The following is a 24,804-nucleotide window of genomic DNA, read 5'->3' as shown; positions in this document are numbered from 1 at the left end:
CACGTTTGGCGCCTGGCGCAAGCTGCGCGTGCCCTCCGGCGACGTATGCGACGTTCCTGCCCGACCTCGTAGCAAGGCGATTTACGGTCGCCTCGTAGAGACTGCCGGGCCATATTCCCGGCATTATACGAGTCTCGGATTACGCACCCATTCTATCGGTTTCGACAAGAGGCGTCAATTCGGGAAAACGAGGGGGCAGTGGTCGGAAACGAAGCCGAGCCTGTCACGTTCCAACGCCCACATGCCCATCGCCCTCGTGTCCCTCAAGGGAGAAGAAGACGCGGTCAGGTGTGTAGCGGTTTGCAATGGACACGAGCTGACTGGGAGCCGCGTTTCCTACCACCAGGAAGGTTCGCGAGCCATACGGGTAAGACAAACGGTTCACGCCGTGGGCGCTCTGGAGTTCTGCCTGCACGCCAGACGCGAGACGGACGCGCGAGTCGCCTTTGGAAAGAGATAGCGACTGGCTTGTCATCAGGAAGCAAACCATCTCATCGGTGCTCACGTAGATGTCCACGTCGCCGACATTCGGCACCGAGACGGGCCCTGTGGTCTGCGCCTTCGACAGTGACGAACCGTCCAGCGCTGGACTCTGACCTTCGGGCGAAGGCAATAGCAGCAAGGCGTCCGTCTTCCATGTGCCGTTTTGGTTCCCAGCGACCAGCACCCCTTCGGTTTTCAACACGCGGGGAATTCTCACTCGCACAACTTCAACATTCGGAAGACGAAGCTGATTCACCACATCGTGCGGCGTGGAGTAGCCCTTGAAGCCATCCGACAACTGCCACTGCACAGAATGCAGGATTCCCGGGAGGGGATTCCCGTCTGACTGAGGCGAGATATCTTGGATCACAGCCATCCGCACGGACACCTGTTGACCGGGCGGCGCGGTGCGGTTCTGCGACGGTCCGCCGCAGGCCGTGAGGAGCCCTGCGCACAAGAGAGAACAAAGAGTCAGTGTCCGTTTCAATCGAGCACCTCGATTCGTCGCGGCATTCACTCCATCCCGTCAATGCAACCAACTTCACTGCGGGCAGTTGTTCGAAACCTCGGCGACCAGCCGCCACCGCCTGACCTCTCCATCCATCGCCGAAGACACCTCGCCCCGGCTCTCCATCAAATCCAGGTGACCCTGCACCTCGGAGAGTCCCAGCATGACCATGGGTCCCTCGAGTTTCGGGAACAAGGCGCGCGTGATCTCGGCGACCGTCGTCGCACCGCGATCCATGGCCCGGCGAATCTGCGCGCAGCGGGCCTCGTGCTCGGCGAACCGCCTGTCGATGAGCGCCCGATGGTCCGTGAACGGATCCCCATGGCCGGGATACACCACGGCGAGATCCAGGGCGCGGGTGCGCTTCATGGACGCCCGATAATCGAGCAGCGGCTTCGGACGAGGGGCGGACGGATCGACCGGCGGCTCGACAAATGCGTTCGCCGAGATGGTGGGAAGCAGATGATCGCCGACGATGGCAAATCCCTCGGCGTCCACCAGGCAGATGTCGGTCCGGCTGTGGCCGGGGACGTACATCACACGCCAGTCGCGCCCTCCCGCGCGAACCGCCTCCCCGTCGCGCACGTAGACGACGTCGTGCCAATCGTACTTCTGCATCCAGATGCGCGACTCCCAGCGGACGTCCGATCCGGCCTCGCGGGCGAAAGCTGCATAAAACGCGTCGAAGCGCCGATGTTCTTCTTCCCCGAGCTCGACGATGCGTCGCGCCGCTTCGGACACGACGATGCGCGCGCCAGACGCCTTTTGCACTGGGGCGACGCCCCCAATGTGATCCAGGTGCATGTGCGTAACGACAATCTGTTCGATGTCCGCGAAGCGAACCCCGTGGCGCGCGAGCCCTGCCTCAAGCTGCGCAAGGGACTTCGGAAACGGCAGCCCTGTGTCCACCAGCGTGAGCGGATCGCCAAAGAGGAGATACGCGTTCACATGATCCTCGGGATACGGCGTCTCGAGCCGCACCCGCTCAATGCCCGTCTGCATGTGCATCCCTCGGTTCTCGTTCAAGTGCTCTTTCGATCTTACTACACTTTCCCGGAGATGGCGCAGCAAACTTCAACAGTGAAATCGCGTTTTGCGCATGCAACCGAAAGCCGCAGGCTCACGCCGAACGGTTCAGCGCCGGCCACTTCCATCCGCGTCCAACCTCTTGGCTGCTTGCAACCACTCCGCGAGCGTCGTCGAGAGGTCGTGCCAGCTTGTGTCCACCTGTTGCGCCGCATCACGGCCGTAGAGCTTCACCTCCGCGGCGCGCAGCCATGCATCAAATCCACCGGAAGCGCCGGCGCGTTCGGCGAGCGGGCAGAGATCGCGCAAGGTGGCGCTCGCAGGCAAGCCGAGCGCCGCACGCGCGCTTTGCACGCATCGCACGAATTCGTCGCGGCCCAAGCGGGCCGAGGCGTTGCGTCGCCGCACCCATCGCGCAGCCCAGAGCGCGCCGCCAAGCAAGGCGACACCGCCGCCTGCGACGGACGCCGCCATCGGCAAATGGAGCCTGGCGCCGGATGGAGAGGCGGGCGGCTTGGCGTGATGGGGCGATCCCGTCGAAGACTTGGTATGCGCCGGCTGATGCGCAGGGACGGAAACGGGCGCGAAGGTCATGGTGAAGCCGGGCGTCGCATCGAACGGGACCCAGCCGAAGTTCGGAAAATAGACCTCGATCCACGCGTGCGCATCGGCCTCCGTCACGACGTAGGTGTCGGGGCCAACGGCGTTTTGCGCATCCACCGCGAAGCCGGTCGCAAAGCGCGCGGGCACGCCGAGGGCCCGCAGCATCACCGCGGCCGCGCTGGCGAAGTTGTCGCAGTACCCGCAGTGCATAGCGAAGAGAAACTGCGCCACGTAGTCCTGACCAGGCTTGGGCACGGGGATGTCCGAGATCTCGTATTGTTCGTGCCCGGCGAGATACTGGATGATGGCACTGACCATGTCGTACTCCGTGACGGCGTGCTGTTGCTGAACGATGCGCTCCGCCAACTGCCGCACGCTCCGGGGAAGCTCGGCAGGCAATTGCGTATCCACCGCGCGAACCATGGCAGGAATGTCACGCCGCAAAGCGGCAAACGGCGCACGGACCGAGGCGAGCCGTGGATACGGATCGGCAGGGACGGCCGCCTCCAGCTCGTACGACTGGCCAGGTCCAAGCGGAGCCGCTTTAATGTTATCCTGGACGGTGTCCACGGCGAACTGATTGCCGTAAAGCCCCGGCAGCTTGAGGACGCGATCGACCGCGTACGGCGCAAGGAGGTCGGTGGTGTCCACGGTGCCCTTGAGCGACACGGTGACCTTCATGGCGCGGTACGGCAGGTGCGCAAACGGCAACCCGCCGGGGAGCGGCTGTCCGACGGCAGCCGTGGCGATGTCCGATCCGTCGAGCGGAATCGACGCCCAGCCCTGGCCGGTGTACTCGGACAGCACCTGTCCTCGCAGATCGAGCGGGCTCGGCGCCCGAATCTCGAGCAGAGGCAGCGGATCGGCCACAAGCGAGCCGCCGAGGTGGCTGTCATCGAGGCTGTAGCCCGTGCGGGTCGGCGCCTGCACCAAGAGCGAGATCACGAAGCGGGTCATGCCGGGAACGAGCGATTCTCGGGGGGCAAGCAGGGCACACGCGCCGCCGCAGAGCAGGATGAAGAAAGCCGCACCGGCGACGCGAGGCGAGTCGAAAGGTGCGCTCGTCGCCTCGCGCTCCCGCCGGGCGAGCGCGAGAAGCGCCAGCATGGCGGTGAGGCACGTGAATTCCAGGATCACGCCCGCGACCGGATGCGCCAGGGACACCCCCACGAGCGCGACCTGCGCCGCTGCGTTGTAGAGCAGCCAGGTGCCCGTCCGGCGGTAGGCGTAGCGCACGAGCGCCATCGCGGCGAGCCCCGCCAGGCTGAAGGCGCCGAACCTCCAAGCCGTCGCATCAGAGGCCATGGGCCGACTGAAGAGATGCCCGACCCCTGCGATGACGGCGGCCTGCGCCAGGAAGAGGACGGCCCAGGCGGCGCCTCGCTTGCGGCGGCTGGTCCAGGAGGCGCTGAGACAGACCGCGAGCCAAAACACCTCCACCTCGACGTCCGCCTGCCTTGCGAACGCCCATCCCACGGGGCCGAGAGCCGCCGTCACCCAGGTGAAACAGAGCAGGCTTCGGACCAGCCGCTGACGTGGCCAAGCGAGCATGGGCCGTTCCTCCTTCCACACAGACGTCCCTCACGGTTCGGGCCGCTTGGCGGTCGCCGCGCGTCCAGCCGCTGGCTCCCAATGGTCCGCTGCCGGCAACACGATAGCGCGCGGGCCCATCGCCAAACGAGCAGCCTCGCGACGGTCCACAACCACCCAGATGATCGCGCGGGATTCGCCTCGCGGCACAGAACCCGCCGCGTCCATCCCGACCGATCCGTCCACTTCCGCGAGCGCGCGCGCCGCCGCTTGGAAGGTTCGGCATCGCTGCCACGTGACGCGTGCGCGGCCGCTGACGGGGACGAGGCACTCGACCGGCTCGCCCCGAGCCTGCCAATGCGCGACGAGCGAAGCGGCTACCGAGATCGCTCGCTCCGCGAGATGCGGCGGATCGCCCGGGCCGAGCCAAAGCACGACGCGCCAGGGCTTGGGGCTGCCCGAGACCGTCTCCTTGGCGTAGATCTCTCCCCTGCGAAGCGAGGTTGGCCAATGGATGAGGTTCACGCGCTCGCCCGAGCGGTACGGCACCACGCCGCCCGTCGGCACCGCCTCGGCCTCGCTCCGCGCCCCATCGAGCCGCAGCATTCTCCGCTCGATCTCGAGCACCCACGCTTCCACGGGCACCAGCCTTGGGTACACCACCATCTCACCGTCCGCCGGGAGCTGGCGCTCCACGGAAAGCAGGCCGAATGCGTCGGTCAGCCGGACCCGCACCGAGCGGAGGACGTGTCGGCCTCGGCACAGCCCAAGCGCTTGTAGTTCGACAGAGCAGCCTCCGGGTCGCTGAACGCGCCTCGCCATCCGCCATCCCTGGCATGTGGCGCGCCGCCCCTCCCACTCCGGCGCGATCTCGACGCGCCACCGGCCCATTCTCCCCATGGGCGCCCTCGCCGAAATCTCCACTGGGATGCAAACGCTCTCCCCGGCGAACGCGCGATCAGGCAGGGCCACGCTCACCCCCGCGATCCACAGCGCAATCACCACCACGGAGATCTCGTAGAGCGTCAACGCGTCCATCGCGCCCGCCAGCGCCCATAGGCCGATGGCGCCCGTCCCCAGCGCCAGAAACGTCGCGACAGCACTTGTGAGCACCAGCGCCGCCGGAACCCACGCCCTGCGGATGGACGTCGTCATCGAACGCCACCGAGCTTTGGCGCGGGGATTTGATCCAAGACCTCGTCGAGAATGCCGTCCCATCGGTCCTCGTGCATCCACGCGTCGGGATCGCGCCGGAGACGGTGTCCCCACACCGGCCGGACGAGATCGCGCACGTCATCGGGAACGACGAACGCGCGGCCGCGCGTATAGGCGCGGGCCTTGGCCGCCCGTATCAGCGCGATGAGCGCGCGGGGGCTCGGGCCGAGCGGCACGCGCGGATGGTCCCGAAGCGCATGAGCGAGAAGCACGGCGTAGTGCAGCAGAGCCGGATCGACATAGACCTCGTCCGCCTCCCGCTGCCAGCGCAGGACATCGGCCGATGTCGCGATGGGCTGCAAGCTATCCAACTGGGCCTGTCCGCCACCCGCCGCGAGCATGCGGATCTCGTCTTCCACCGACGGATAGCCGAGCGCGATGCACATGAGAAACCTGTCGAGTTCCGACTCAGGAAGAGGATAGGTGCCCTCAAATTCCCGCGGATTCTGCGTGGCGAGCACCCAAAACGGCCGAGGCAGCGGGTGCGGCCTGTCGTCGAGCGTCACCGAGCCCTCCTCCATCGCCTCGAGAAAGGCGCTCTGCGTCCGTGGTGAAGCGCGATTCAACTCGTCCACCAACACCATTTCGCTGAAGATGGGGCCCTTGCGGATTTCAAACGCCCCGCGCCGCTTGTCGTACATGACGTAACCGAGGATGTCCGCCGGAAGAAGGTCAGACGTGCATTGCACGCGGCTCAGCGTGAGGCCAAGGAGCTTGGCCAGCGCTTTGGCCAGCGTGGTCTTGCCCACGCCGGGAACATCTTCTATCAAGACATGGCCGCCGGCCACGAGCGCACACAGGACGAGATCGACCGCCTGGCCATGGCCGTAGACCACGCTCCCGATGGCGTCGCGAAGGCGCGAAAAGGCCGGAGACATCGGTTCCACTTGTACGTTCACGTGATGCGAAGCCAACGTCGCAATCCCCATTCCCGTATCTTGTCTTCTTCCCGATTCTAACAAAGCGGCCGACGTCCGCATAGGTCGCGTCACGGGCCATATAGTGGGTAGAGAAGAGACGCGTTTGGCGATCCGGCCGTCGGCATCTCATTTGGAAGGAGATGGGTACTTGAAGGTCCCCACCACGCGCCTCCACAGGCTCAACGCGCGCACCACTCACCGCCTGCCGTTCGGAGTTCGTCGCAATCGCAAGGGGGTTGTGATAGGATCCAAGGAAGAGGCAGCGCCGACGAGCTCGAATCCATTGCATGAACTTCCTTCGCAGCGAATGCGTCTATTTGCGCGAATGGAACGGCCTCCGGACAGGCCGAAGCCCTTCGACCAAGGGAGGGATACGCACGTGGCGAGGGACACCGAGGAGATCTCGCTGTCAGCCCTCAACCCTGAACCTGTACCCCTGTACGGCAAGAGGCCCTTCCCGAAAAGTGCGAGCCGATGCAAGCGGTGCAAAATGCCGTCCGATCTGCAATTTTGCATGATGTGCCAGACGGAGTTTGTCACGCAGGCTCGGATGTGTTTTCAATCCATCCTGGATGCCATGGAGATTCAGCGGGATCCACACCGGTCGTACGAAGAAAAGCGCGCCGCGTACAAGTCGGCGAAGCGCCGGCTGAAGCAGCTGCAGGAGCTCAAGACCTACGGCGTGACGTTTGAACAGACGAAAGCGTTCCGCAAGGCCCTCCGCAGCCTGCGCGAGGCGTTGCGCGAGGAGAAGGCGGAGCGGGCGATGAGCCTTTAGACAGACGATGCGCCCCAGGCGCTGAACGCGCTTGGGGCGCATCTCATGCAGAAAAGCCTCACATCATCGCGGCCGCGGAAACGCGGACGCTTGAACCCGGCCCCACCAAGACCGCGATGAGGACGCCGACGACGCACATGACGATGCCGCCGACGCGAATCAGCAACAAATACTCGTCCGTCGGCTCCGCCCCCCTGATCTTCCATCCGATGTGGAGGTACCACGCGGCCCTCGGCGCAAAAACATGAAATAAGCCCACGACAAAGAGGATGAAGCCCGCCACGATTCCCATGCGCACGCCCCCATGGAGACCATTGGAACGGCCAACGCGCCCCATGGAGACCATTCTACTTCAATGGTGACGATGGGGAGACAAAAATTTGACAAAGTGTATCACCAAACCCTCTCGTCCGCACCGCCAGGCACGGGCGGATCGACGAGCCCGCTCTCGTAAGCATAACGGATGAGCGTGGCACGGGAAGTCGCGCCCACGCGGCGCGCGATGTGCTGACGATGCGTTTCCACCGTCTTGACGCTGATATGAAGAGCGTCCGCAATCTCCCGGTTCGTGTATCCTCTGGCCAACAGCACGAGCACCTCCGCCTCGCGCGGCGACAGGCGCACTGGCTGTCCCTGGCTCACTTCCTCCGCGCGGTTCGCCTCGTCCCGCGCCTGCCACCGCCGTGACACGTAAGGACTCTCCGGTCGCCTGCGGCGAATGGCCTCCACAATCTCCGCCGAATCGTCGTGTTTGAACACAACCCCCGCGACGTGCGCAGCCAACATCTTCTCCACATGCGGACGGTCGTCGAACATCGTCAGCATGATCACGCGAACCTCGGGCGCGAGCTGCCGAATGTGCCGAGCGGTGGTGATACCGTCGAGCCCTCTTGGCATGTGGACGGCCTCCTGCACGATTCGGTAGACATGGATGGCGGCGCCGCCGAGATCGCCTCCCGGCCAGTCCTTATTGGTGCTTACGTCGATCCGACAGCCGCTCGTCGACATCTCCTCGGCGAGCAGTCGAATGGCGGCGCAAAGACCGAGATCGAACAGGAGCGAGGGGTACAGGCTGTGCGACAGCGCGCGAACCTCCTGTGAACCTCGAACGACTTGGGCGCGCAAATCGTCGATGGCGCGGTGCAGGCGACGAGGCGCTTGGCGCTTCAAGTGCTCCATCCCGAGATCGATGGCATAGAGCGACTGGCTCACGCCGTCGTGCAGCTCCTGTGAAATGCTCCTGCGCTCTTGCTCCTGCACCTCGAGCGTCATGCGGTTGAGGCGCGCCCGCATCTCGAGCTCTTTCTCCTGCCGCTCGCGCGTCACGTCGCGGACGGATTGATGAAGACGATGATGCGGTCCTTGTCCATGACGATGATCCCGTCGTTCAGGGCGTTAAACAATTGCCGCAGCCTCTCAGAACTGTAGCCAAGCGGTCTGGCGGCCACGCACACCATCCTTGTCGTCCGCAGTTTTCTCTACCTTACTCCATCAGGACTCGATGGGAAAACCCTTGCTTCGCCATGCCTCATAGCCACCCACCATGTTGCGCACATCGCCGATGCCGTGTGCGCGAAGGACACTCGCCGCGATGGCGGATCGCCCGCCCGTGCGGCAGTACACATAGACCGGCTGATGGCGCGGAACATCGTGGAGGTGAGCCGTGAGCTTCGGGAGCGGAATGTGATGCGCCTTTGGCAGATGCCCACCTTCCCATTCGTCCGGGTTGCGCACGTCGAGCAGCCACAGCTCCTCGTTGGCGAGTGCATGGCGTACCTCGTCTGGGGCGACGTTCAGATAGGCTGAGGCCTCTTCCAGCGAAAGGTGGTCCAACTCCGCTGGATGAGCCACATCTTCCACGCCATCGATGCCGATGGAACGAAGTGCGCGCATCACGTCCGTCAGGACGCTGTCCGCGGCCAAAAGGTGAATTGGACTGTCCGCTGGAAGAAGCCATCCGGCCCACGTCACGAACGACTTGTTCCAGGGAATGTTGAGGCTTCCGGCCAAGTGGCGCTTCGCAAACGCGTCCGCCGGCCGCACATCCAACACGATGCCGCTCTCTCGCCACGCGCGAAGCCTCTCCGGCGACAGCTCCGCGCGCTCGGGCGTGCCCAGTTCCGCGAGCAGGCGCGGCCCGTTCTTATTGACTTGTTTCATGCGGGCAAAGTAGACCGGCGCTTCGGGTTGTCCGGCGAGCAGCGCCTGCACGAACGAATCCTCGTCCTTGTGCTGCAGCGCCCAGCTCACGAGCTTTTCGTAGCCGACGGTGGACGACGGGACGGCGCCGAGCGCCTTGCCGCACGCGCTGCCCGCACCGTGGGCCGGCAACACCTGGACGTGATCGGGCAGCGCCTCAAATTTCCGCAGCGAGCGGAACATCTGTCGCGCCAGCGCCTCCGAGCTCCCACTCTCGCCCGCCACCCGCTCGAGCAGATCCGGCCGCCCGACGTCTCCCACAAAGACGAAGTCTCCGGAAAAGAGCGCCATGGGTACGTCCGGCGATGCCTTGCCGTCGTACAAGAGGTACGAGACGTGTTCGGGCGTGTGCCCCGGCGTGTGTATCACGACGAGCCGAACAGCGCCGAAGCGAAGTTCGTCTCCGTCCTTCAGCAACCGGTGGGGATACGCCTTTACGTACCCCGACTTCCACTCCGGCGGCCCCTCGTCCGACACGCAGATAGCCGCGCCCACGCGGTCCGCCAGCTCCCTCGCTCCGGAGACGAAGTCGGCGTGGATGTGGGTTTCCAGCGCGGCTACGATACGCAGCCCCTCTCGCTTGGCAGTCGCCAGGTAAGGCTCGATGTCGCGAGCGGGATCGATCACGCATGCCTCTCCTGTCTCCTGACAGCCTACCAAGTAAGAAGCGTGCGCCAATCCCTCATCATAAAAGCGCCGAAGATACATGGTCACCCATCCTCTCTCTCAGTGTCCCTTTCGAACGCGGCCTTCCTTCAAAGCCCTTCATCGCGGGCGCATCGCCGCGCTCCTGCGCCACCTGCACAAACGCCTTCGCGTAGCGAAGCGCCTTCTGCACAACAGGTTCCTTCAACGAACTCAGCCAAGGCAATGAGCGTGTCCCGATCGACGTGCAGCGGAATCTCCTCGGACGTCGACTCCATCAGGTAGCGCATCGATTCCCGGTCTCGCACGAATTCACGACCAAACGCAATGACGGTGGGTAGATCGCCGAGTGCCTCGTCCCACTCGGCCAAGTGCTCGATCAGGTGCACAAACTTCGCCTGAAAGTCGAAATCGCCAAGCGCTCGCTGGGCACCATCGACTTCGGCTGTATGATTGTTCGCCATGATCCCACCCCCCGAGCCTACATCAGGCCCTTGAGCATGCCGTCCCAGTATAAAACCGGCAAGAACGACTTCTTGAGCACGTACATGCTGACCCGCTCCTGTCCCTGATCAAACGGGAAGGTCTCCTCCGGCTCGTGGCTGTAATCGAACTCGGCCAGGATCAGTCTGCCGTAGCCCGTCACCAGGGGGCAGGAGGTGTAGCCATCATATTCGTCCTGAATCGGCCGGTCTTTCAGGTAGGCCGTCAGGTTGTTCACCAATCTATTTGAATGCCCATGGCGACCACCAGCGCGTCGTAGGCCACCGTGGCTCCTGATGCCAGTTCGATCTCGCCCTGCTCTGGCCGAAAGGCGGCGACGGCGTCGCGGATCCACACCGCGCCTGGCGGTATGAGCGACGCTTCATCCCGCACCGTGGCCTCTCGCGGTGCCGCTCCCGCGCCCACGAGGGTCCAGAGCGGTTGATAGTAGTGCTTCTCGGCAGGTTCAATGATGGCCACCTGTCCACGCCAACTTGGGTGCTCTCGTAGCAGCCGGGCTGCCGTGGAAATGCCCGCGGTTCCGCCGCCCGCAATGACGATAGGATAGCGCATGCGGCTCCCTCCTCGCGAATGAAAGCCTTTTCATCAACAAGCCTACTCGCGCCGGAGGCGCCTGACCATCCGGGAAAACCCTGATTTCACAATCGTGACGGGCAATATCGGAGACTTCAGAGGAGGAGCGACGAAGGTCCACCATGCCGCAGCCTCGGAACCACCAAAAAAGGCACCCGAATGGTCGCCCATTCGGGTGCCTCCGCTTCTTGACAGAAGATCACATCATGTCGCCCATGCCCGCGCCGGGAGCCGGAGCCTTCTCCTTTTCCGGCTTGTCGGCCACCGCAGCCTCGGTCGTGAGGAAGGTCGCCGCAACAGAGGCCGCATTCTGCAGCGCGGAGCGCGTCACCTTCGCCGGGTCGACGATACCAGCCTCGAACATGTTGACCCACTCGCCGGTCGCCGCGTTGTAACCGATGCCGGGCTGCTCCGTCTTCAGGCGCTCCACGATGATGGAGCCCTCGACACCCGCGTTCTCGGCAATCTGGCGGACCGGAGCCTCGAGCGCCTTGCGGACCAGGTTCACACCGGTCAGCTCGTCGCCCTCAGCCTGCACGTTGTCGAGCGCCTTGATGACGTTGACGAGCGCCACGCCACCGCCAGGGACGATACCCTCCTCGACCGCCGCGCGCGTCGAGTTGAGCGCGTCCTCGATGCGGAGCTTCTTCTCCTTGAGCTCGGTCTCGGTCGCCGCACCGACCTTGATCACCGCGACGCCGCCAGCGAGCTTCGCGAGGCGCTCCTGCAACTTCTCGCGATCGAAGTCGGAGGTCGTCTCCTCGATCTGCGCCTTGATCTGGTTGATCCGAGCCTGGATGGCCGACTTGTCGCCAGCGCCGTCCACGATGATGGTGTTCTCCTTGCTCACGCGCACCTGGCGAGCCCGGCCGAGTTGATCCAGCGTCGTGTTGCGCAGCTCAAGCCCCAGCTCTTCGCTGATGACCTGACCACCCGTGAGGATGGCGATATCCTGCAACATGGCCTTGCGGCGATCGCCGAAGCCAGGCGCCTTGACGGCCACGGCGTTGAACGTGCCGCGGATCTTGTTGACCACCAGCGTCGCGAGCGCTTCGCCCTCCACGTCCTCCGCGATGAGGAGCAGCGAACGGCCCGCCTGCACCACGCGCTCGAGAACCGGCAGGATCTCCTGGATGCTCGAGACCTTCTTGTCGGTGATGAGGATGAGCGGCTCGTCCAACACGGCCTCCATCTTATCCGCGTCGGTCACCATGTACGGCGAGATGTAGCCGCGGTCGAACTGCATACCCTCGACGACCTCGAGCTCGGTCGTGAAGCCCTTCGACTCCTCGACGGTGATCACGCCGTCGTTGCCGACCTTCTCCATGGCGTCCGCGATGAGTTCGCCGATCTCGTTCGAACCGGCCGAGATGGCGGCAACCTCCGCGATGTTCTTGCGGCCCTGCACCGGCTTCGCGATCTTCTTCAGTTCCTCGACGGCAGCCGTCACAGCCTTCTCAATGCCGCGGCGGAGCACCATCGGGTTTGCGCCGGCAGCGACGTTCTTCAGACCCTCGCGGATCATCGCCTGCGCCAGGACCGTCGCCGTCGTCGTACCGTCACCCGCGACGTCGTTCGTCTTCGTCGCCACTTCCTTCACGAGCTGAGCACCCATGTTCTCATACGGATCCTCGAGCTCGATCTCCTTCGCGATGGTCACACCGTCGTTCGTGATGAGCGGAGAACCGAACTTCTTCTCCAGCACCACGTTGCGGCCCTTCGGTCCGAGCGTCACCTTGACCGCATCCGCAAGCGCATCGACTCCGCGCATCATCGCACGGCGAGCTTCTTCACCAAAGCGAATCTCTTTTGCCATGTCGCATACCTCCCTGACGACTGTGGAATGTTCCGTTCATGGAGCGTCCTCAACGTGCATCTGGCATTACTTCTCGACAATCGCCAAGATGTCGCTCTCGCGCAGGATCAAGAGCTCCTCGTTGTTCACCTTGACCTCGGTGCCCGCGTACTTCGAGTAGATGACGCGATCGCCGACCTTGACTTCCATGGCCACGCGGTTGCCCTTCTCGTCGAGCTTGCCCGGGCCGACGGCGATCACTTCGCCCTCCTGCGGCTTCTCCTTCGCGTTGTCCGGCAGGAAAATCCCACTAGCGGTCTTTTCCTCACGCTCCACCGGACGGACCACCACGCGATCAGCGAGCGGCTTCAACATTGCGAACGACCTCCTTGCGAGATGTTGTTCCGAACCTTTGTTAGCACTCTCGCTCGGTGAGTGCTAACACCATGGACTATGATAATCGGTTCGTTGCGAGAGTGCAACAGGGAATTCAACTTTTTTGCGGATCATGCGGAGAGCCTGCGCGGGCCCCCGTCACCCCGGAAAGGTGGGCGCGGCGAGCACCCCGTGGCGCCAGTGATGGCACCACCAGGCGAGGAGATCCGCGGCGGCTTCGGGGGGAAAGACGGGCACCGGAAACCGGGTCGCCTCGGCTTCCCGCGAGACGACGGCCGCGATGGCCATCGCCCCCGCCTCGAGGAACCGCCTCCACTCGTCCTCGTCCCGCACGACCGCCACCTTCGCGTGCGGCGCCTGCTTACCTCCTTCCGCGATCACGACATCCACATCCGCGATCGCGCAAATCGCGGCCAACCAGTCGTTCCAGCCGCCCGCCTGCCGCGATCGCAGGAGAAATCCCCGCCGGCTCGCGACCATCGTGACCGCCGCGCCAGCGGCCGCGATGCGGGCGGTGTCCGATCCGGGCTTCTCCCAGTCGTCCGGCCCCGCGTCCGCGTGGCCGTCGTGCTTCAGGTACGCCACGCGAAGGCCTTGCGCCGCCGCGGTCGCCGCGATCGACTCGGCGAACAGCGACTTGCCGGCGTCGGAAAAGCCGGCGATGCCGATGACGACAGGCCGCGCGCCGTCACGCATTGAGCCACCCGCCCACGCCAAGCACCGCGATGTCCCGCTTGCGCACGGGAAGCCCCGTAAGAACGCGGGGCAACAGGCGGTCGAACGACGTGATGGGATCGTAGATGACGGCGCCCGGAAGGCCGAAGATGGCGGTCTGATTCCGATACGCCAGCATGAGCATGGACCCGGGCAGCATGGGCGTGCCGTAGGTCACGACTTCGGTCGCCGCGTCCCGAATGGCGCCGGGCGAGCGATCGTCGGGATCGACCGACATCCCGCCTGTCACCAGGACGAGCGTCGCCCCCTGCTCGCACGCCTCGACGATGGCGTCCGTGATCTTGTCCCGCTCGTCGCCGACGAACACCTGATGCACGTCCTGAATGCCGTACCGGGCCAGCTTCGCGCGAAGGACCGGCCCGAACTTGTCCTCCACGCGCCCGTGCAGAATTTCGCTGCCCGTGGTGATGATGCGCACCTTCTGCGGCTGGTAGGGCAACACGTCGATCACGGCCCGCTTCTGCGCCTGCGCCGCAATGACTTCCACGGCGCGCACCTTGTCCTCCGCGATGACGAGCGGAATGGGACGGACCGCGGCGAGGCTGGTTCCTCGCGGCACGTGCTGAAACGGCCGCTTCGTCGCAATGGAGATCTCGTCAATGGTGTTCATGGCCGTCACGCGCCTCGCGTCCACCCACAGCATGCCGTCCCGCCTGGCGCGAAGAACGACCTTCCCCTCCGAAACCTCGGACAGTTCCACGCCCTCTCCCGCAATGGCCTTGGCCATCCGAACCGCCGCGTCGTCCTCGTGCAATTCCCCGGGCTCAAGCTCCAGGATGTACAAGTGCCGCTTGCCCATATCGAGCAAGATGGGGATATCCTCCTCGCGCACGACATGCCCGCGCTTGAATTGGCGCCCCTTGAATTCCCCCGGCACGATTCGCGTCATGTCGTGCGCGAGCGCCAAGCCGACGGCGTCTTCCACAGGCACTTCTCGCCGGATCACGCCATTCCCTCCCTCTTCAACCAGGCCTCGTAATCCTCCGGCCGGTGCACCGGGCGCACAGCCCATTCGTCGTCCAGCGCGACGGCGCACACCGAAAGTCCCTCCAGGGCGCACAGGATCCGCCGCTCTCCGCGCGCCGCAGCGTCCGCGACGGCGCGCACCGCGCGCTCGCGGTAGATGGCGACGAGCGGCTGCAGCCTTCCCTCGCGTTCCGCGGCCACGACATCCGCCCCAGCGCACGATCGCGCCGAGAGCAGCGCTTCGACCGCCGACACGGAGATGCCCGGCAGGTCCCCCGCCAGCACGAGGAGCGGCGACACGGAGGCCGGATCGCGCGCGGCGAACCGGCCGAGCGCAGCGAGCGGCCCTTGGTAGCATTCCCCGTCTCGTATCCATGCGATCTCGCCCGACACCCAAGGTTCAATGGCTATGCGAACCGAATCGTCCGCGTACAGCACGGCGACGCGCGGCGCGACCGCACTCGCCACGCGCGCGACGTGCCCCGCGATGGGGATCCCCTCCGCGCCGCGCGGCAGGAGAAGCTTGTTCCCCCGCGCTCCCATCCGCTTCGACGCGCCGCCCGCCAACACCGCGGCCCACTTGAGCCTCAGCAGGGCAAAAGCCCCCTCTCGGTGAGGAGCGCGTGCATGCGGACGTCGTGCGGGTGGCGAGGCAACGCATCCGCCAACTGCTCCACGAAGCACACGCCGATCCGCCGGATGGCGTCCGCCTCCGGCCGCTTGAAGTAGCGATCGTAAAAGCCGCCGCCGTAGCCAAGCCGCGTGCCGTCCGGCGCAAAGGCGAGGCCCGGGACCAGAACCGCCTCAAGCTCCGCGGGCGAAATGGCCGGCGCATCGGGCCCAGGCGCCGGGATGCCGTAAGCTCCCGTCAAGAGGTCGCCCAGAGACCGCACCGCGCAGAACTCCATGCGCGAAGGGCCTTCCACCCGCGGAAGCGCGATCTTCACCCCCGCCGCGAGGAGCGCCTCCGCCAGAGGGGCGAGATCGACCTCCCCGTGGACGGCCGCGTACAGACCGACGAACCGATCCGGCGGAACGGCGCGGGTGAAGTCGAGGGCGTGCGCGCGGATGGCCTCCTCCTGACGGCGCCTGGCCTCCGGCGCGATGGCGGCTCGCTTCAGGCGGTACGCGTGGCGCAGCGTGTGCTTATCCGTTTCGATGATGATCCGCCTCCCGCGTGTAGAGCCCAAGCAGGTGAAACAGCCACGGCGCAAGCACGGTCGTCCATACGGCCACCGCCGCCGCGCGCGCGTACTGCCACAGGGGCTCATCCAGATGCGCTTGTACCGCCAATTGTACCGCAACCACACCTCCGAGCGCGATCACGCCCGCCGCCGCGCGCTTCCACAGGGCGGGATCGATGGCTGTCCGAAGGAAACGTTTCTCCAGCGCGGCGCCCGCTCCGCCCACGAGCAAGAACACCGCGTACACGGAGGACGTGACGTCGCGGGCAAAGATGAGGAGGATGGCTGGAAAGAGGACGGACAGCGTCATGGCGACGCCGAACGGGATGCCGCGGTACGTCCACCAGCGCCCCATCTGCCAGCCGAAGAAGCCTATGAAAAGCCCCAACACCCAGCCGATCACGACATCCATCGGCCAGTGAAGCCCGAGATAGACACGCGAGACGCCGACCGCGACCGACAGCAGCACGGCGACGAGAAGCCACACCCGGCGGCGCAGCCACAGGGCGAGCGCCGTGAAAAACGTCATCGTCCCCTGGGCGTGCCCGCTCGGCATCGACAGGCCCGTGGCGGAACGGACGTCACCGGATTGAATTCCGGGCACGCCGATGGGCCGAGCAATGTGATAATAGGACTTGAGCCACGCGTTCAGGTACATGCTGGTGAAAAACACGTAGGCGAGGCGCATGCCGAGGACGCGATCGACGGCGAGGATGAGCACGGGCAGTGCGGCGAAGTAAAACGACTCCGTGCCCAAAAACGAGAATGCCGCGGCCACTCGATCCAGCACGGCCGAATGATACGACTGCAACCACACGATGAGGTCATATTGCCAGGCGAAGCCTTGCGGCAACGGGAACGACGCTCTGGACATGAAGGAGCCTCCCCACCTCGTCCAAACTTGGCTGCTAGAGTGTATGGACAAAGGAGAGTTCGTATGATCGTTTTGCAGGCGACGCGCGTGAAAAAGAGCTACGACGGCGTGGATGTGCTGCGCGGGGCGTCGCTCACCGTCCGCGCGGGGGACAAAATCGGCCTCGTGGGGCCGAACGGCGCGGGCAAATCCACCCTCATGCGCATCCTGACGGGCGAAGAAGCGCCTGACGAGGGCGAGGTGTACGTCAGGAGCGGGGCCGAGATCGGCTACGTGGCCCAGTTCATCGGCCGCGGAGACGACATGCGGGTGTACGACTTCGTGGCGGAGGCGAAGCGGCCCGTCCAGCAGCTTGAGCGCGACTTGCGCGAGCTCGAGGCCCGCATGAGCGATCCGGCGCTGTACGAAGACGAGGCCCGGTTCGCGGAACTCGCGCATCTGTACGAGGAATCCACGCGCCGCTTCGAAGCGATGGGAGGCTACCAGTGGGAGACGGACGTCCGCCGCGTCCTCGCGGGGCTCCACTTCCCGCGCGAGATGTACGACCTCCCCGTCTCCGCGCTCTCGGGCGGACAGCGGACGCGGCTTGCCCTTGCCCGCCTGCTCGCGGCGCGCCCGGACGTCCTGCTCCTCGACGAGCCCACCAACTACCTCGACATGGACACGCTCGCCTGGCTTGAGGACTTCCTGTCGCACGGCGAGATGTCGCTCGTCGTGATCTCGCACGACCGGTATTTTCTCGATCGCGTCACGCGCCTCACCGTGGCGTTGGAGGACGGTGAGACGCGCACGTATCCCGGGCCCTACCACGTCTACCTCGAGATGCGCGCCGCCGAGCGCGAGGAGATGTGGCGGCGGTACGAGGCGCAGCAGGACGAGATCGCCCGGATGGAGGCGTTCATCGAGCGGAACATCGCGCGTGCGTCGACGCACAGGCGGGCCCAGAGCCGCCGCAGGATGCTCGAGCGGATGGAGCGAATCGAGCGGCCTCCGGCGGACGATCCGTCGCTATGGATGCGGTTTGGGGTGCGGCGAACCTCCGGCGAGGACGTGCTCGAGGTGCGGGATCTCGCCATAGGTTTTGGCGGCCAGGCGCTGGCCCGGAACATCAGCTTTCGCGTCCAGCGCGGGATGCGGCTCGCCATCCTGGGCCAAAACGGCGCCGGCAAGACGACGCTGCTTCGGACGCTCGTCGGCGAACTCAGGCCCATCGGAGGCTGGTTTCGCTTCGGGCACGGCGTCGATCTCGGCTACTACGCCCAGGAGGACGGCGGCCTGCCGCGGGATGCGCGCGTGATCGACGTCGTCTGGAACGCCTACCCGGACCTCGATCACACCTCGGTGCGCAAGCTGCTCGCGCAGTTTCTGTTCCGCGGGGAGGACGTGTTCAAGCCGGTGGGGGCGCTCTCCGGCGGCGAGCAGAGCCGCCTGCGGCTGTGCCTGCTGATGCAGAGCGGGGCCAACGTCCTCATCATGGACGAGCCGACCAATCACCTCGACATCCCGAGCAAGGAAGCGCTCGAGGCGGCTCTCGCCGATTACGACGGCACGGTCATCTTTGTCTCCCACGATCGGTACTTCATCGACAAGCTCGCGACGCACGTCGCGGTGTTGAGACCCGACGGGATCGAATGGTACCTCGGCAACTACACCGACTACCTCGAGAAGCTGATGGAAAACGATCGCTTGCAACGCATCGAGGGCGGCGGGGACGAGCCTGAGAACGCGCGCGGCGACGAGGAAGTCGCGGGCGAGCCGCCAGCCCGGCGGCGCATCCGCACAAGCGAGGCGCGCAAGCTGGAGGCCGAGATCGCGCGGTGGGAGGATGCCGCCCACCGGCTGGAGCGGGAGATGGAGCGGGTCGCGAAGGAGCAGAGCGAAGCCGCCATGGCGCAAGAGGTGGAGCGATTGCGCGATCTCGACGCCCTCTATCGGCGCCTGGAAGCCGATTATCAGCACGCGCTCGAGCAGTGGGAAGCGAAGTCGTTGGAACTCGAAGAGGTTCGCAAGGCGCTCGAGAACTGGCACGGCTAGGAAGATTCGGTCGGGATGCGCGCTTTCGAATGCGGACAATGTTCAGTTATCCACATTGTCCACCGGTTTATCCACAGGATCGATCGCGGCCGTTTCGAGCCTTTTCGACACGTTTCCACAACATCCACAGGGCCGTCTTCGCCAGTTATACACAGGAACGGCTGTTCGTCGGACGAGGGCGAGCGCGCGTTACGCGCGCGCCGCATCCCGCCCGCACAAGGAAAAGGCGAGGCCGAAGCCTCGCCGATTCCAGGTTCACGCGTTGCTCAATCCATGGGATAACGCCCGCTTTGCCATTCCTCCAGCGTGAGGTCGGCATACGCGCCGAGTTCGAGCGTGTCGAATCGCCCTTCTTGCGCGCGGAGATATGCCGCCGCCCCGATCATCGCCGCGTTGTCGGTGCAGAGCGCGGGCGACGGAAAGTGGACCTCGAGCCCCTCCTCCGCAGCCATCGCCTGCATGGCCGCCCGCAGGCCGCGGTTCGCCGCCACGCCCCCCGCGACCACGACGGTTCGATGGCCCGTCATGCTCGCCGCACGGCGCGTCTTCTCGACGAGCACCTCGATCACGGCGGCCTGAAAGCTCGCACAGACGTCCTCGACGGGCACGGCCTGCCCCTGGCGCTTCAGCTTGTCGAGCGCCACGAGCACAGCGGTCTTCATGCCGCTGAAGGAGAAGTCGAGCGACGGATCGTCCAACAGGCCGCGTGGAAAGGAAAAGCGGCCGGGATCGCCCAGACGCGCGAGCCTGTCCACCTCGGGACCGCCGGGATAGGCGAGGCCGATGAGCCTCGCCACCTTGTCGTACGCTTCACCCGCCGCGTCGTCGCGCGTGCCGCCGAGGCGCTTGAACGCAAACGACGCGTCCACTTCGTACAGCTCCGTGTGCCCGCCGGAGGCCACCAGGCACAAAAACGGCGGCCGCACCGGAGGCCGATCCGGCTCCTCCAAGAGGGCCGCCGCGACGTGCCCGGCGATGTGATGCACGCCGACGAGCGGGAGCCCAGTGGCCAGACTGTACGCCTTGGCGGCGGTCACGCCGACCAGCAATGCGCCAAGCAGTCCTGGCCCCATCGTCACCCCGATGGCGCCGAGATCGGCAAACCCGAGCCCGGCCTGCGCCAGGGCGGTGTCGACCACGCGCGTGATGGCCTGGACGTGCCGGCGCGAGGCCACCTCGGGCACGACGCCGCCAAACTGGCGATGGATTTCCATTTGACTCGCCGTCACCTGGCCGAGCACGCGCTCGCCGTCCGCGACGACGGCGGCCGAGGTCTCGTCGCAGCTCGTCTCGATGGCGAGGATGTTCATGCTTGCACCTCTCTGTCGCGCATCACCTTGGGCGGGAGATCGACCCACATGATCAAGGCGTCCTCGTTGTTGTCCGTGTAATAGCCTTTGCGCACACCCACGCGCTCGAAACCGTACTTCCGGTACAGATTCTGCGCCACATGGTTCGTGACCCGCACCTCGAGCGTCATCTTCCGGCCGCCGAGGGCCATGCACATCGACATGATGGCCTCGAGCAGCCGCTCGCCGAGCTTCAGGCCGCGAAAGTCGGGATCGACCGCGATGTTGGTGATATGCCCCTCGTCCATGATCATCCAGAAGCCGGCATACCCCACCACGCGGCCGTCGTACTCCGCCACCACGTAGCGCGCCAGCCGATTCTCCACCAGCTCGCCGACGAACGCCTGGCGCGACCATGGCGCCGTGAACGATCGCGTCTCCACGCGCATGACGTCGTCCAGATCCTTCAACATCATGCGGCGGATGGCGAGCTTCTGTGGGTCAAAAGCCGCCGGGGTCACTCGCCGCCCTCTCCCTTCGCGCCGAGCTTCGCCTCGGCCTCCGTCGGCAACACGTAGAGCGGGGCGAGATCGTGCACCCTTTCGCCCTCGAACCGCTCGTACGATCCCGACAGGCCAAGCCGCACGAGCGCCGTCGGCATCATCGGGGCAATCTCGTTCCACGGGCGCACCCGCACGCCCTGCGCCTCCGCGGAATCGCCGAGGCGCCTGCCGCTCGCCACGATGGACGCGCGCTCGCGGTCGGCAATGGCGAACCAGTCCGAAAGGGCCTGGACCGTCGGCTCGCACTGGGCCCATAACCTGCCGTCCTCGAGCCGGTACCAGCAGCCAAAGGCGCGATCCCGCCTTGCGTCGATGAGCGCCATGAACGCGCCGAAGCGCTGGCCTTCCGCGCAGGCCAGCGCCATGGCCATGCCGTCGACGGTCGGGACCGACACGATGGGGATGGCGCATGCGTGCCCAATAGCCTTCGCCGCCGCCACCGCGATGCGAACGCCGGTATAGCTGCCGGGCCCGACGCCGGTCACGCACAGTTTCACGTCGTGAATGTTCATGCGCGCGCCGGCCAGCAGGTGGCCGAGCGACGGCTGCAACAGGCGCGAGTGGGCCCGCGGCAGAAACTCCACGAGGGAAGACATCAGCCTGCCGTCCTCGTCCGCGACTGCAAGCGCCAACACATCGGTCGCTGTATCCATGGCGATCACGCTCATGAAGCCGTCCACTCCTTCAGTATCAATTCCGGGCGCTTGCCCCAAGCCTCCGCGCGCACCCTGCGCGATGCGCCCTCCGGACGGATGAGGATCCGAAGGTATGCGTCGATCTCGTCCGCCAACGGCCCCGGCCACTCGATGAGCAGGATGGCGCCGCCCGCGAGGTCGTCGTCGAGCCCGAGCGCCCACACCCCCTCGACGTCCAGCGTCTCCGGGCGTTCCGGGTCGCCGTACAGCCGGTAGAGATCGAAGTGGGCGACGCGAAAGCGGCCGCGGTGCTCCTGCCGCAGGACGTACGTGGGGCTGGTCATCGGCTGCGTCACGCCTGCGCCCTTGCCGACGGCGGCGGCAAAGGTGGTTTTGCCCGCGCCCATGGGTCCCTCGAGCAGCACGGCATCGCCCGGACGGAGAAGCGCACCGAGGCGCTCCCCCAGGCGCCTCATCTCCACTTCGTCATCGACGCGCCATTCATATGCCTCCGTCATGGCCGTGACCTCTCAAAATGATTGTATCCCTTGCGCGCAACCACCTCGAGTTGGCCGTTGCGGCGCATCACCACGCCGTCGCCCTCCTCGACGCGCCCGATAGCCGCGACGGGCGTGCCGACGACCTGAGCAATGGCCAAAAGCCGCGCAAACGCGTCCCTCGGCGCCGTGCCCACGAGTTCGTAGTCCTCCCCGCCGTACAGCGCGTACTCGAGCGGATCTTTGCCGAGGACGCGCGCATACTCGGTGACCTCCGGCTGAACGGGGACGCGCTCTCCCTCCACCACCAGCCGCACGCCGCTCGCCTCGGCGATCTCGTTCAGCTCGCTCGCCAGCCCGTCGCTGATGTCGTCGAGCGCCGTCGCACCGAGGCGGGCGGCCTCCCTGCCAAAAGCGATGCGCGGAACGGGGCGGCGGTGGCGCTCGATGAGCACCGCCTGCGCGATGGCCGATCCGCCCCGCCTGCCGAGGAGGATGTCGAGTCCGGCCGCGCTTCCGCCCAGGCTGCCCGTGACAAACAGCACATCGCCTGGCCGCGCGCCCGCGCGAGTGACCGGGCGATGGACGTGTCCGACGGCCGTGATCGACATCCAAAGCGGCCCCTCTGTCGAGACGACATCTCCGCCCACGACACTCGTTCGGAAAGCCGCCGCCGCTTCTCCGACGCCATCGTAGAGCGCGACGACGTCCTCCTCCGGCCACGAAGGGGGAACGGCGAGCGCGACGGTGAGCCAGGCGGGCTCGCCGCCCATCGCCGCGATGTCGCTCACCGCGGCCGCGATGGCCTTGTAGCCAATCTGAGGCGGAGACATCGTATCGCGCCGGAAGTGCACCCCTTCCACAACGGCGTCCGTCGTCACGGCCAACCGGCCCCCGCCCTCCACCACCGCGCAATCGTCCCCGATGGCCACGCTGACGTCCGGGCCCGGCGGTGGAAGCTTGGCGACCAGCGCACGGATCAGCGCAAACTCGTCCATCCCGACGTCCCTCCTTCCAGCGCGTCGCGTCGTACCCTTGCCAATACCATAACAATGACAGCCGCCGGGGTTTGCGTCAATCATGAGCCACGGTCCTTGTCCATACACATCCATTAGGGCCTGCGGGCCCGACGACGGAAGCGGGGTGGAGTTGTGCACGCCATTCGCGAGCTGTTGCAATCGATCAACGCTGGCCTGCTGCTGCTCGGCTACCCGGGCACCTACGCGGCCATGGTCCTGGAGGGCCTGGGCCTGCCCTTTCCCGGCGACGTGTTCCTCGCGTTCTACGGGTACGCCATCGCCCTTGGAACGATGCGAGCCCCCACGGTCTTCAGCCTCAGTGCGCTTGGCTATTTCACCGGCGTGACCATCATCTTCCTGCTGACCCGTCGCTTCGAATCGCTGCTGCTCAACCCGCTGTACCGCCTTCGCCTGCTCAACGAGACTCGCCTTCGGTACACCGGCGGCCTGCTGGATCGGTACGCGTGGCTGGTCCTCATCCCGGGCCGCTTTCTGCCGGGCATTCGCTCGCTCAGCACGTACGCCGCCGCGCTGTCCGAAATGTCCTACGCGACGTTCGCGCTCTACTCCATCGTCGGATCCATGGTATGGTGCGGCGCCTGGCTCGCGTTTGGCTACTGGTTCGGCGAAAATATGGACGAGATGATGAAGCACGTGCAGTCGGGGCTCAGCTGGATCACGGCGGGCCTGGTGTCGGCCGCCGCCCTGTACTGGGCGTGGAACCATGTGCGGAAGAGGCGCAGGGGGGACTGAGAGCGATGAGAGCGGTGGAATGGTGTGCGAAAAATGCGCCGGCCGGGGTGCGCGAGGCCATCGCGCTGGTTCGGGCTGCGCGGCCCGACGCCGCGGTGCGGACCTACGCCTGTGTCGATCAGTGCGCCCTCTGCGCGCGGCAACCGTTCGCCATCGTCGACGGCCAAGTCGTCACCGCGCCGACGCCCGAGCGGCTCGCCCGGGATCTCGTCGCCGCCATCGACGCGGCGAGCGGCGGGGCGGATTCCGGCTCGCGCACGACATAATCCCCCTTCCCCGGCGGAACACCGCCGAGGAAGGGGGGCGATTCACGAAACGCTCGACGTGTCCGTCTGCGTCTGCTGCGCCGGGAGCGCCTGAACAATCTTGCCCTGGGGAAGATCAAAGACGCCCTTCTCCACGATCAGCTGCGCGGCGTTTTGCACCGCGGTCGGATCGACCGGCTGCTTGGGATTCGGAATGGCGATGCGAACCTTCTTGTTGCGATCCGTCATGAACATCAGGTGAAGAGATACCTTTGCGGCCATCGACGCGCCTCCTGTCCACTCAAATCGAAACCCTCGTCCATCCTCTCCAGCGCTCGCGGTCGTCACGCGCTCGGCCCCTGTCCGCCAGTAGATCCGCTGCCGCCCGTGGAGCCGCCCCCTGACCCGCCGGCGCCCGTACCGCCCGCGCCCGTTCCTCCGGACGCGTTCGTCAGCAGGGCCACATCGACCCGCTCCACCTGCACGAGCGGCTCGTCGATGAGCTGTGCGAGCGCGAGGCCGACGGCGAGGAGATCGTCGTCCGCGGCCTGCGGCGACACGTGATTGAACTTGTGCACCTTCAATTTGGGTTGGCCGTCGGCGCGCGTGCCGGACTGCGTCTGCAGTTGCAACGTCGTGCCGAGTGCGAGGCTCGATTGTGCCATCGCTTGTTCCTCCTTCCGGTGATTCCGCCCGCCCGGGCGGGCACCGTAGGACGTGCAGCGAGGGGCCCGTCGCGTGGACATCCAGCTGGTGCCTTGTTCGACACACATCGCGCGATGTCGCGCGAATTTGCGCGTTGCGGATGGAGGACGGCAGGAATCCGGCACAGGAG

At 65.8% G+C, this 24,804-nt stretch carries 28 protein-coding genes, 1 pseudogene and 1 riboswitch; of the genes and pseudogenes, 4 read left to right on the top strand and 25 right to left on the bottom strand.

The window, feature by feature from the left end:
- Positions 1-49: 49 nt before the first annotated feature.
- Positions 50-151, bottom strand: a riboswitch (purine riboswitch).
- A gap of 72 nt (positions 152-223) precedes the next feature.
- The 5 genes from J3481_RS09530 to J3481_RS09510 form a co-directional block, all read right to left on the bottom strand.
- Positions 224-859: a hypothetical protein gene (locus tag J3481_RS09530; protein ID WP_206831762.1), complete on the bottom strand. Its 636-nt coding sequence runs from the start codon at positions 857-859 to the stop codon at positions 224-226.
- 165 nt (positions 860-1,024) lie between these two features.
- Positions 1,025-1,999 carry an MBL fold metallo-hydrolase gene (locus tag J3481_RS09525; RefSeq protein WP_236011493.1) on the bottom strand — a complete coding sequence of 325 codons (975 nt, stop codon included), beginning with the start codon at positions 1,997-1,999 and terminating at the stop codon, positions 1,025-1,027.
- Positions 2,000-2,125: 126 nt separating this feature from the next.
- Positions 2,126-4,171, bottom strand: a complete 2,046-nt coding sequence (locus tag J3481_RS09520) for a transglutaminase family protein (protein WP_206831763.1) — start codon at positions 4,169-4,171, stop codon at positions 2,126-2,128.
- 30 nt (positions 4,172-4,201) lie between these two features.
- On the bottom strand, positions 4,202-5,305 hold the full coding sequence (locus tag J3481_RS09515) for a DUF58 domain-containing protein (RefSeq protein ID WP_206831764.1): 1,104 nt from the start codon (positions 5,303-5,305) through the stop codon (positions 4,202-4,204).
- The gene (locus J3481_RS09510) at positions 5,302-6,279 is read right to left on the bottom strand and encodes an AAA family ATPase (RefSeq protein WP_236011492.1); all 978 of its coding nucleotides are present in this window, start codon (positions 6,277-6,279) and stop codon (positions 5,302-5,304) included. Before J3481_RS09510 ends, J3481_RS09515 begins: the two co-directional genes overlap by 4 nt.
- A gap of 385 nt (positions 6,280-6,664) precedes the next feature.
- On the opposite strand from J3481_RS09510, the gene J3481_RS09505 reads away from it, so the two are divergent.
- Complete coding sequence (locus J3481_RS09505) at positions 6,665-7,063, top strand: hypothetical protein (protein WP_206831766.1); 399 nt, start codon at positions 6,665-6,667, stop codon at positions 7,061-7,063.
- A 58-nt stretch (positions 7,064-7,121) separates the two neighbouring features.
- Here J3481_RS09505 and J3481_RS09500 read toward each other — a convergent pair whose 3' ends face one another.
- From J3481_RS09500 to J3481_RS09440, 13 genes and pseudogenes are all read right to left on the bottom strand, one after another.
- Entirely contained in the window at positions 7,122-7,355 is a 234-nt protein-coding gene (locus J3481_RS09500) for a DUF6199 family natural product biosynthesis protein (RefSeq protein ID WP_206831767.1), read from the bottom strand.
- 101 nt (positions 7,356-7,456) lie between these two features.
- Positions 7,457-8,356, bottom strand: coding sequence for a helix-turn-helix transcriptional regulator (locus J3481_RS09495; RefSeq protein ID WP_206831768.1), 900 nt, complete (start codon positions 8,354-8,356; stop codon positions 7,457-7,459).
- 29 nt (positions 8,357-8,385) lie between these two features.
- A complete protein-coding gene (locus J3481_RS09490; protein WP_206831769.1) occupies positions 8,386-8,511 on the bottom strand; it encodes a PAS domain-containing protein in 126 nt (41 codons plus the stop codon).
- A gap of 43 nt (positions 8,512-8,554) precedes the next feature.
- Positions 8,555-9,970, bottom strand: a complete 1,416-nt coding sequence (locus J3481_RS09485) for an MBL fold metallo-hydrolase (RefSeq protein ID WP_206831770.1) — start codon at positions 9,968-9,970, stop codon at positions 8,555-8,557.
- A gap of 47 nt (positions 9,971-10,017) precedes the next feature.
- Positions 10,018-10,371 carry a hypothetical protein gene (locus J3481_RS09480; protein WP_236011490.1) on the bottom strand — a complete coding sequence of 118 codons (354 nt, stop codon included), beginning with the start codon at positions 10,369-10,371 and terminating at the stop codon, positions 10,018-10,020.
- 17 nt (positions 10,372-10,388) lie between these two features.
- Positions 10,389-10,963, bottom strand: a pseudogene (locus tag J3481_RS09475) (FAD-dependent oxidoreductase).
- Between the two features lie 220 nt (positions 10,964-11,183).
- Positions 11,184-12,800 carry a chaperonin GroEL gene (gene groL, locus J3481_RS09470; protein ID WP_206831771.1) on the bottom strand — a complete coding sequence of 539 codons (1,617 nt, stop codon included), beginning with the start codon at positions 12,798-12,800 and terminating at the stop codon, positions 11,184-11,186.
- 66 nt (positions 12,801-12,866) lie between these two features.
- On the bottom strand, positions 12,867-13,154 hold the full coding sequence (gene groES, locus J3481_RS09465) for a co-chaperone GroES (RefSeq protein ID WP_008336392.1): 288 nt from the start codon (positions 13,152-13,154) through the stop codon (positions 12,867-12,869).
- A 159-nt stretch (positions 13,155-13,313) separates the two neighbouring features.
- Positions 13,314-13,871 (bottom strand): molybdopterin-guanine dinucleotide biosynthesis protein MobB, encoded by a 558-nt coding sequence (locus J3481_RS09460; RefSeq protein ID WP_206831772.1) that lies wholly within the window; start codon positions 13,869-13,871, stop codon positions 13,314-13,316.
- On the bottom strand, positions 13,864-14,856 hold the full coding sequence (locus J3481_RS09455; protein WP_206831773.1) for a molybdopterin-binding protein: 993 nt from the start codon (positions 14,854-14,856) through the stop codon (positions 13,864-13,866). The genes J3481_RS09460 and J3481_RS09455 overlap by 8 nt, the downstream gene beginning before the upstream one ends.
- A complete protein-coding gene (gene mobA / locus J3481_RS09450) occupies positions 14,853-15,446 on the bottom strand; it encodes a molybdenum cofactor guanylyltransferase (protein ID WP_328702087.1) in 594 nt (197 codons plus the stop codon). The genes J3481_RS09455 and mobA overlap by 4 nt, the downstream gene beginning before the upstream one ends.
- A 17-nt stretch (positions 15,447-15,463) precedes the next feature.
- Entirely contained in the window at positions 15,464-16,066 is a 603-nt protein-coding gene (locus J3481_RS09445) for a 5-formyltetrahydrofolate cyclo-ligase (RefSeq protein WP_206831774.1), read from the bottom strand.
- Positions 16,023-16,934 carry a phosphatase PAP2 family protein gene (locus J3481_RS09440; RefSeq protein WP_206831775.1) on the bottom strand — a complete coding sequence of 304 codons (912 nt, stop codon included), beginning with the start codon at positions 16,932-16,934 and terminating at the stop codon, positions 16,023-16,025. The genes J3481_RS09445 and J3481_RS09440 overlap by 44 nt, the downstream gene beginning before the upstream one ends.
- A 63-nt stretch (positions 16,935-16,997) precedes the next feature.
- On the opposite strand from J3481_RS09440, the gene J3481_RS09435 reads away from it, so the two are divergent.
- The gene (locus J3481_RS09435) at positions 16,998-18,968 is read left to right on the top strand and encodes an ABC-F family ATP-binding cassette domain-containing protein (protein ID WP_206831776.1); all 1,971 of its coding nucleotides are present in this window, start codon (positions 16,998-17,000) and stop codon (positions 18,966-18,968) included.
- Positions 18,969-19,234: 266 nt separating this feature from the next.
- On the opposite strand, the gene tsaD is transcribed toward J3481_RS09435, so the two are convergent.
- From tsaD to thiL, 5 genes are read right to left on the bottom strand one after another with little or no spacing between them, the layout of a single operon-like run.
- On the bottom strand, positions 19,235-20,278 hold the full coding sequence (tsaD, locus tag J3481_RS09430) for a tRNA (adenosine(37)-N6)-threonylcarbamoyltransferase complex transferase subunit TsaD (RefSeq protein ID WP_206831777.1): 1,044 nt from the start codon (positions 20,276-20,278) through the stop codon (positions 19,235-19,237).
- Positions 20,275-20,778, bottom strand: coding sequence for a ribosomal protein S18-alanine N-acetyltransferase (gene rimI / locus J3481_RS09425; RefSeq protein WP_206831778.1), 504 nt, complete (start codon positions 20,776-20,778; stop codon positions 20,275-20,277). The genes tsaD and rimI overlap by 4 nt, the downstream gene beginning before the upstream one ends.
- A complete protein-coding gene (gene tsaB, locus J3481_RS09420; RefSeq protein WP_206831779.1) occupies positions 20,775-21,488 on the bottom strand; it encodes a tRNA (adenosine(37)-N6)-threonylcarbamoyltransferase complex dimerization subunit type 1 TsaB in 714 nt (237 codons plus the stop codon). Before tsaB ends, rimI begins: the two co-directional genes overlap by 4 nt.
- The gene (gene tsaE / locus J3481_RS09415; protein ID WP_206831780.1) at positions 21,485-21,973 is read right to left on the bottom strand and encodes a tRNA (adenosine(37)-N6)-threonylcarbamoyltransferase complex ATPase subunit type 1 TsaE; all 489 of its coding nucleotides are present in this window, start codon (positions 21,971-21,973) and stop codon (positions 21,485-21,487) included. Before tsaE ends, tsaB begins: the two co-directional genes overlap by 4 nt.
- A complete protein-coding gene (thiL, locus tag J3481_RS09410; protein WP_206831781.1) occupies positions 21,970-22,950 on the bottom strand; it encodes a thiamine-phosphate kinase in 981 nt (326 codons plus the stop codon). The genes tsaE and thiL overlap by 4 nt, the downstream gene beginning before the upstream one ends.
- A 153-nt stretch (positions 22,951-23,103) precedes the next feature.
- On the opposite strand from thiL, the gene J3481_RS09405 reads away from it, so the two are divergent.
- Both J3481_RS09405 and J3481_RS09400 read left to right on the top strand, forming a co-directional pair.
- On the top strand, positions 23,104-23,724 hold the full coding sequence (locus tag J3481_RS09405) for a DedA family protein (protein ID WP_206831782.1): 621 nt from the start codon (positions 23,104-23,106) through the stop codon (positions 23,722-23,724).
- 5 nt (positions 23,725-23,729) lie between these two features.
- A complete protein-coding gene (locus J3481_RS09400; RefSeq protein WP_206831783.1) occupies positions 23,730-23,990 on the top strand; it encodes a DUF1450 domain-containing protein in 261 nt (86 codons plus the stop codon).
- 42 nt (positions 23,991-24,032) lie between these two features.
- Here J3481_RS09400 and J3481_RS09395 read toward each other — a convergent pair whose 3' ends face one another.
- Positions 24,033-24,251: a DUF2922 domain-containing protein gene (locus tag J3481_RS09395; protein ID WP_206831784.1), complete on the bottom strand. Its 219-nt coding sequence runs from the start codon at positions 24,249-24,251 to the stop codon at positions 24,033-24,035.
- A 62-nt stretch (positions 24,252-24,313) separates the two neighbouring features.
- Positions 24,314-24,634 (bottom strand): DUF1659 domain-containing protein, encoded by a 321-nt coding sequence (locus tag J3481_RS09390; protein ID WP_206831785.1) that lies wholly within the window; start codon positions 24,632-24,634, stop codon positions 24,314-24,316.
- Positions 24,635-24,804 lie beyond the last annotated feature (170 nt).

It is taken from the genome of Alicyclobacillus fructus, assembly GCF_017329605.1.
Classification (GTDB): domain Bacteria; phylum Bacillota; class Bacilli; order Alicyclobacillales; family Alicyclobacillaceae; genus Alicyclobacillus; species Alicyclobacillus fructus.
Note: the sequence above shows the minus strand (reverse complement) of the source record. Positions and strands in the feature narration are given on the sequence as shown.

Coding starts and splice junctions, on each gene's coding strand:
- J3481_RS09530 (WP_206831762.1), bottom strand. CDS start 859: ATGGCTGTGATCCAAGATATCTCGCCTCAGTCAGACGGGAATCCCCTC.
- J3481_RS09525 (WP_236011493.1), bottom strand. CDS start 1,999: ATGCACATGCAGACGGGCATTGAGCGGGTGCGGCTCGAGACGCCGTAT.
- J3481_RS09520 (WP_206831763.1), bottom strand. CDS start 4,171: ATGCTCGCTTGGCCACGTCAGCGGCTGGTCCGAAGCCTGCTCTGTTTC.
- J3481_RS09515 (WP_206831764.1), bottom strand. CDS start 5,305: ATGACGACGTCCATCCGCAGGGCGTGGGTTCCGGCGGCGCTGGTGCTC.
- J3481_RS09500 (WP_206831767.1), bottom strand. CDS start 7,355: ATGGGAATCGTGGCGGGCTTCATCCTCTTTGTCGTGGGCTTATTTCAT.
- J3481_RS09495 (WP_206831768.1), bottom strand. CDS start 8,356: ATGCGGGCGCGCCTCAACCGCATGACGCTCGAGGTGCAGGAGCAAGAG.
- J3481_RS09485 (WP_206831770.1), bottom strand. CDS start 9,970: ATGTATCTTCGGCGCTTTTATGATGAGGGATTGGCGCACGCTTCTTAC.
- J3481_RS09480 (WP_236011490.1), bottom strand. CDS start 10,371: ATGGCGAACAATCATACAGCCGAAGTCGATGGTGCCCAGCGAGCGCTT.
- groL (WP_206831771.1), bottom strand. CDS start 12,800: ATGGCAAAAGAGATTCGCTTTGGTGAAGAAGCTCGCCGTGCGATGATG.
- groES (WP_008336392.1), bottom strand. CDS start 13,154: ATGTTGAAGCCGCTCGCTGATCGCGTGGTGGTCCGTCCGGTGGAGCGT.
- J3481_RS09460 (WP_206831772.1), bottom strand. CDS start 13,871: ATGCGTGACGGCGCGCGGCCTGTCGTCATCGGCATCGCCGGCTTTTCC.
- J3481_RS09440 (WP_206831775.1), bottom strand. CDS start 16,934: ATGTCCAGAGCGTCGTTCCCGTTGCCGCAAGGCTTCGCCTGGCAATAT.
- J3481_RS09435 (WP_206831776.1), top strand. CDS start 16,998: ATGATCGTTTTGCAGGCGACGCGCGTGAAAAAGAGCTACGACGGCGTG.
- tsaD (WP_206831777.1), bottom strand. CDS start 20,278: ATGAACATCCTCGCCATCGAGACGAGCTGCGACGAGACCTCGGCCGCC.
- tsaB (WP_206831779.1), bottom strand. CDS start 21,488: ATGAGCGTGATCGCCATGGATACAGCGACCGATGTGTTGGCGCTTGCA.
- tsaE (WP_206831780.1), bottom strand. CDS start 21,973: ATGACGGAGGCATATGAATGGCGCGTCGATGACGAAGTGGAGATGAGG.
- thiL (WP_206831781.1), bottom strand. CDS start 22,950: ATGGACGAGTTTGCGCTGATCCGTGCGCTGGTCGCCAAGCTTCCACCG.
- J3481_RS09400 (WP_206831783.1), top strand. CDS start 23,730: ATGAGAGCGGTGGAATGGTGTGCGAAAAATGCGCCGGCCGGGGTGCGC.
- J3481_RS09395 (WP_206831784.1), bottom strand. CDS start 24,251: ATGGCCGCAAAGGTATCTCTTCACCTGATGTTCATGACGGATCGCAAC.
- J3481_RS09390 (WP_206831785.1), bottom strand. CDS start 24,634: ATGGCACAATCGAGCCTCGCACTCGGCACGACGTTGCAACTGCAGACG.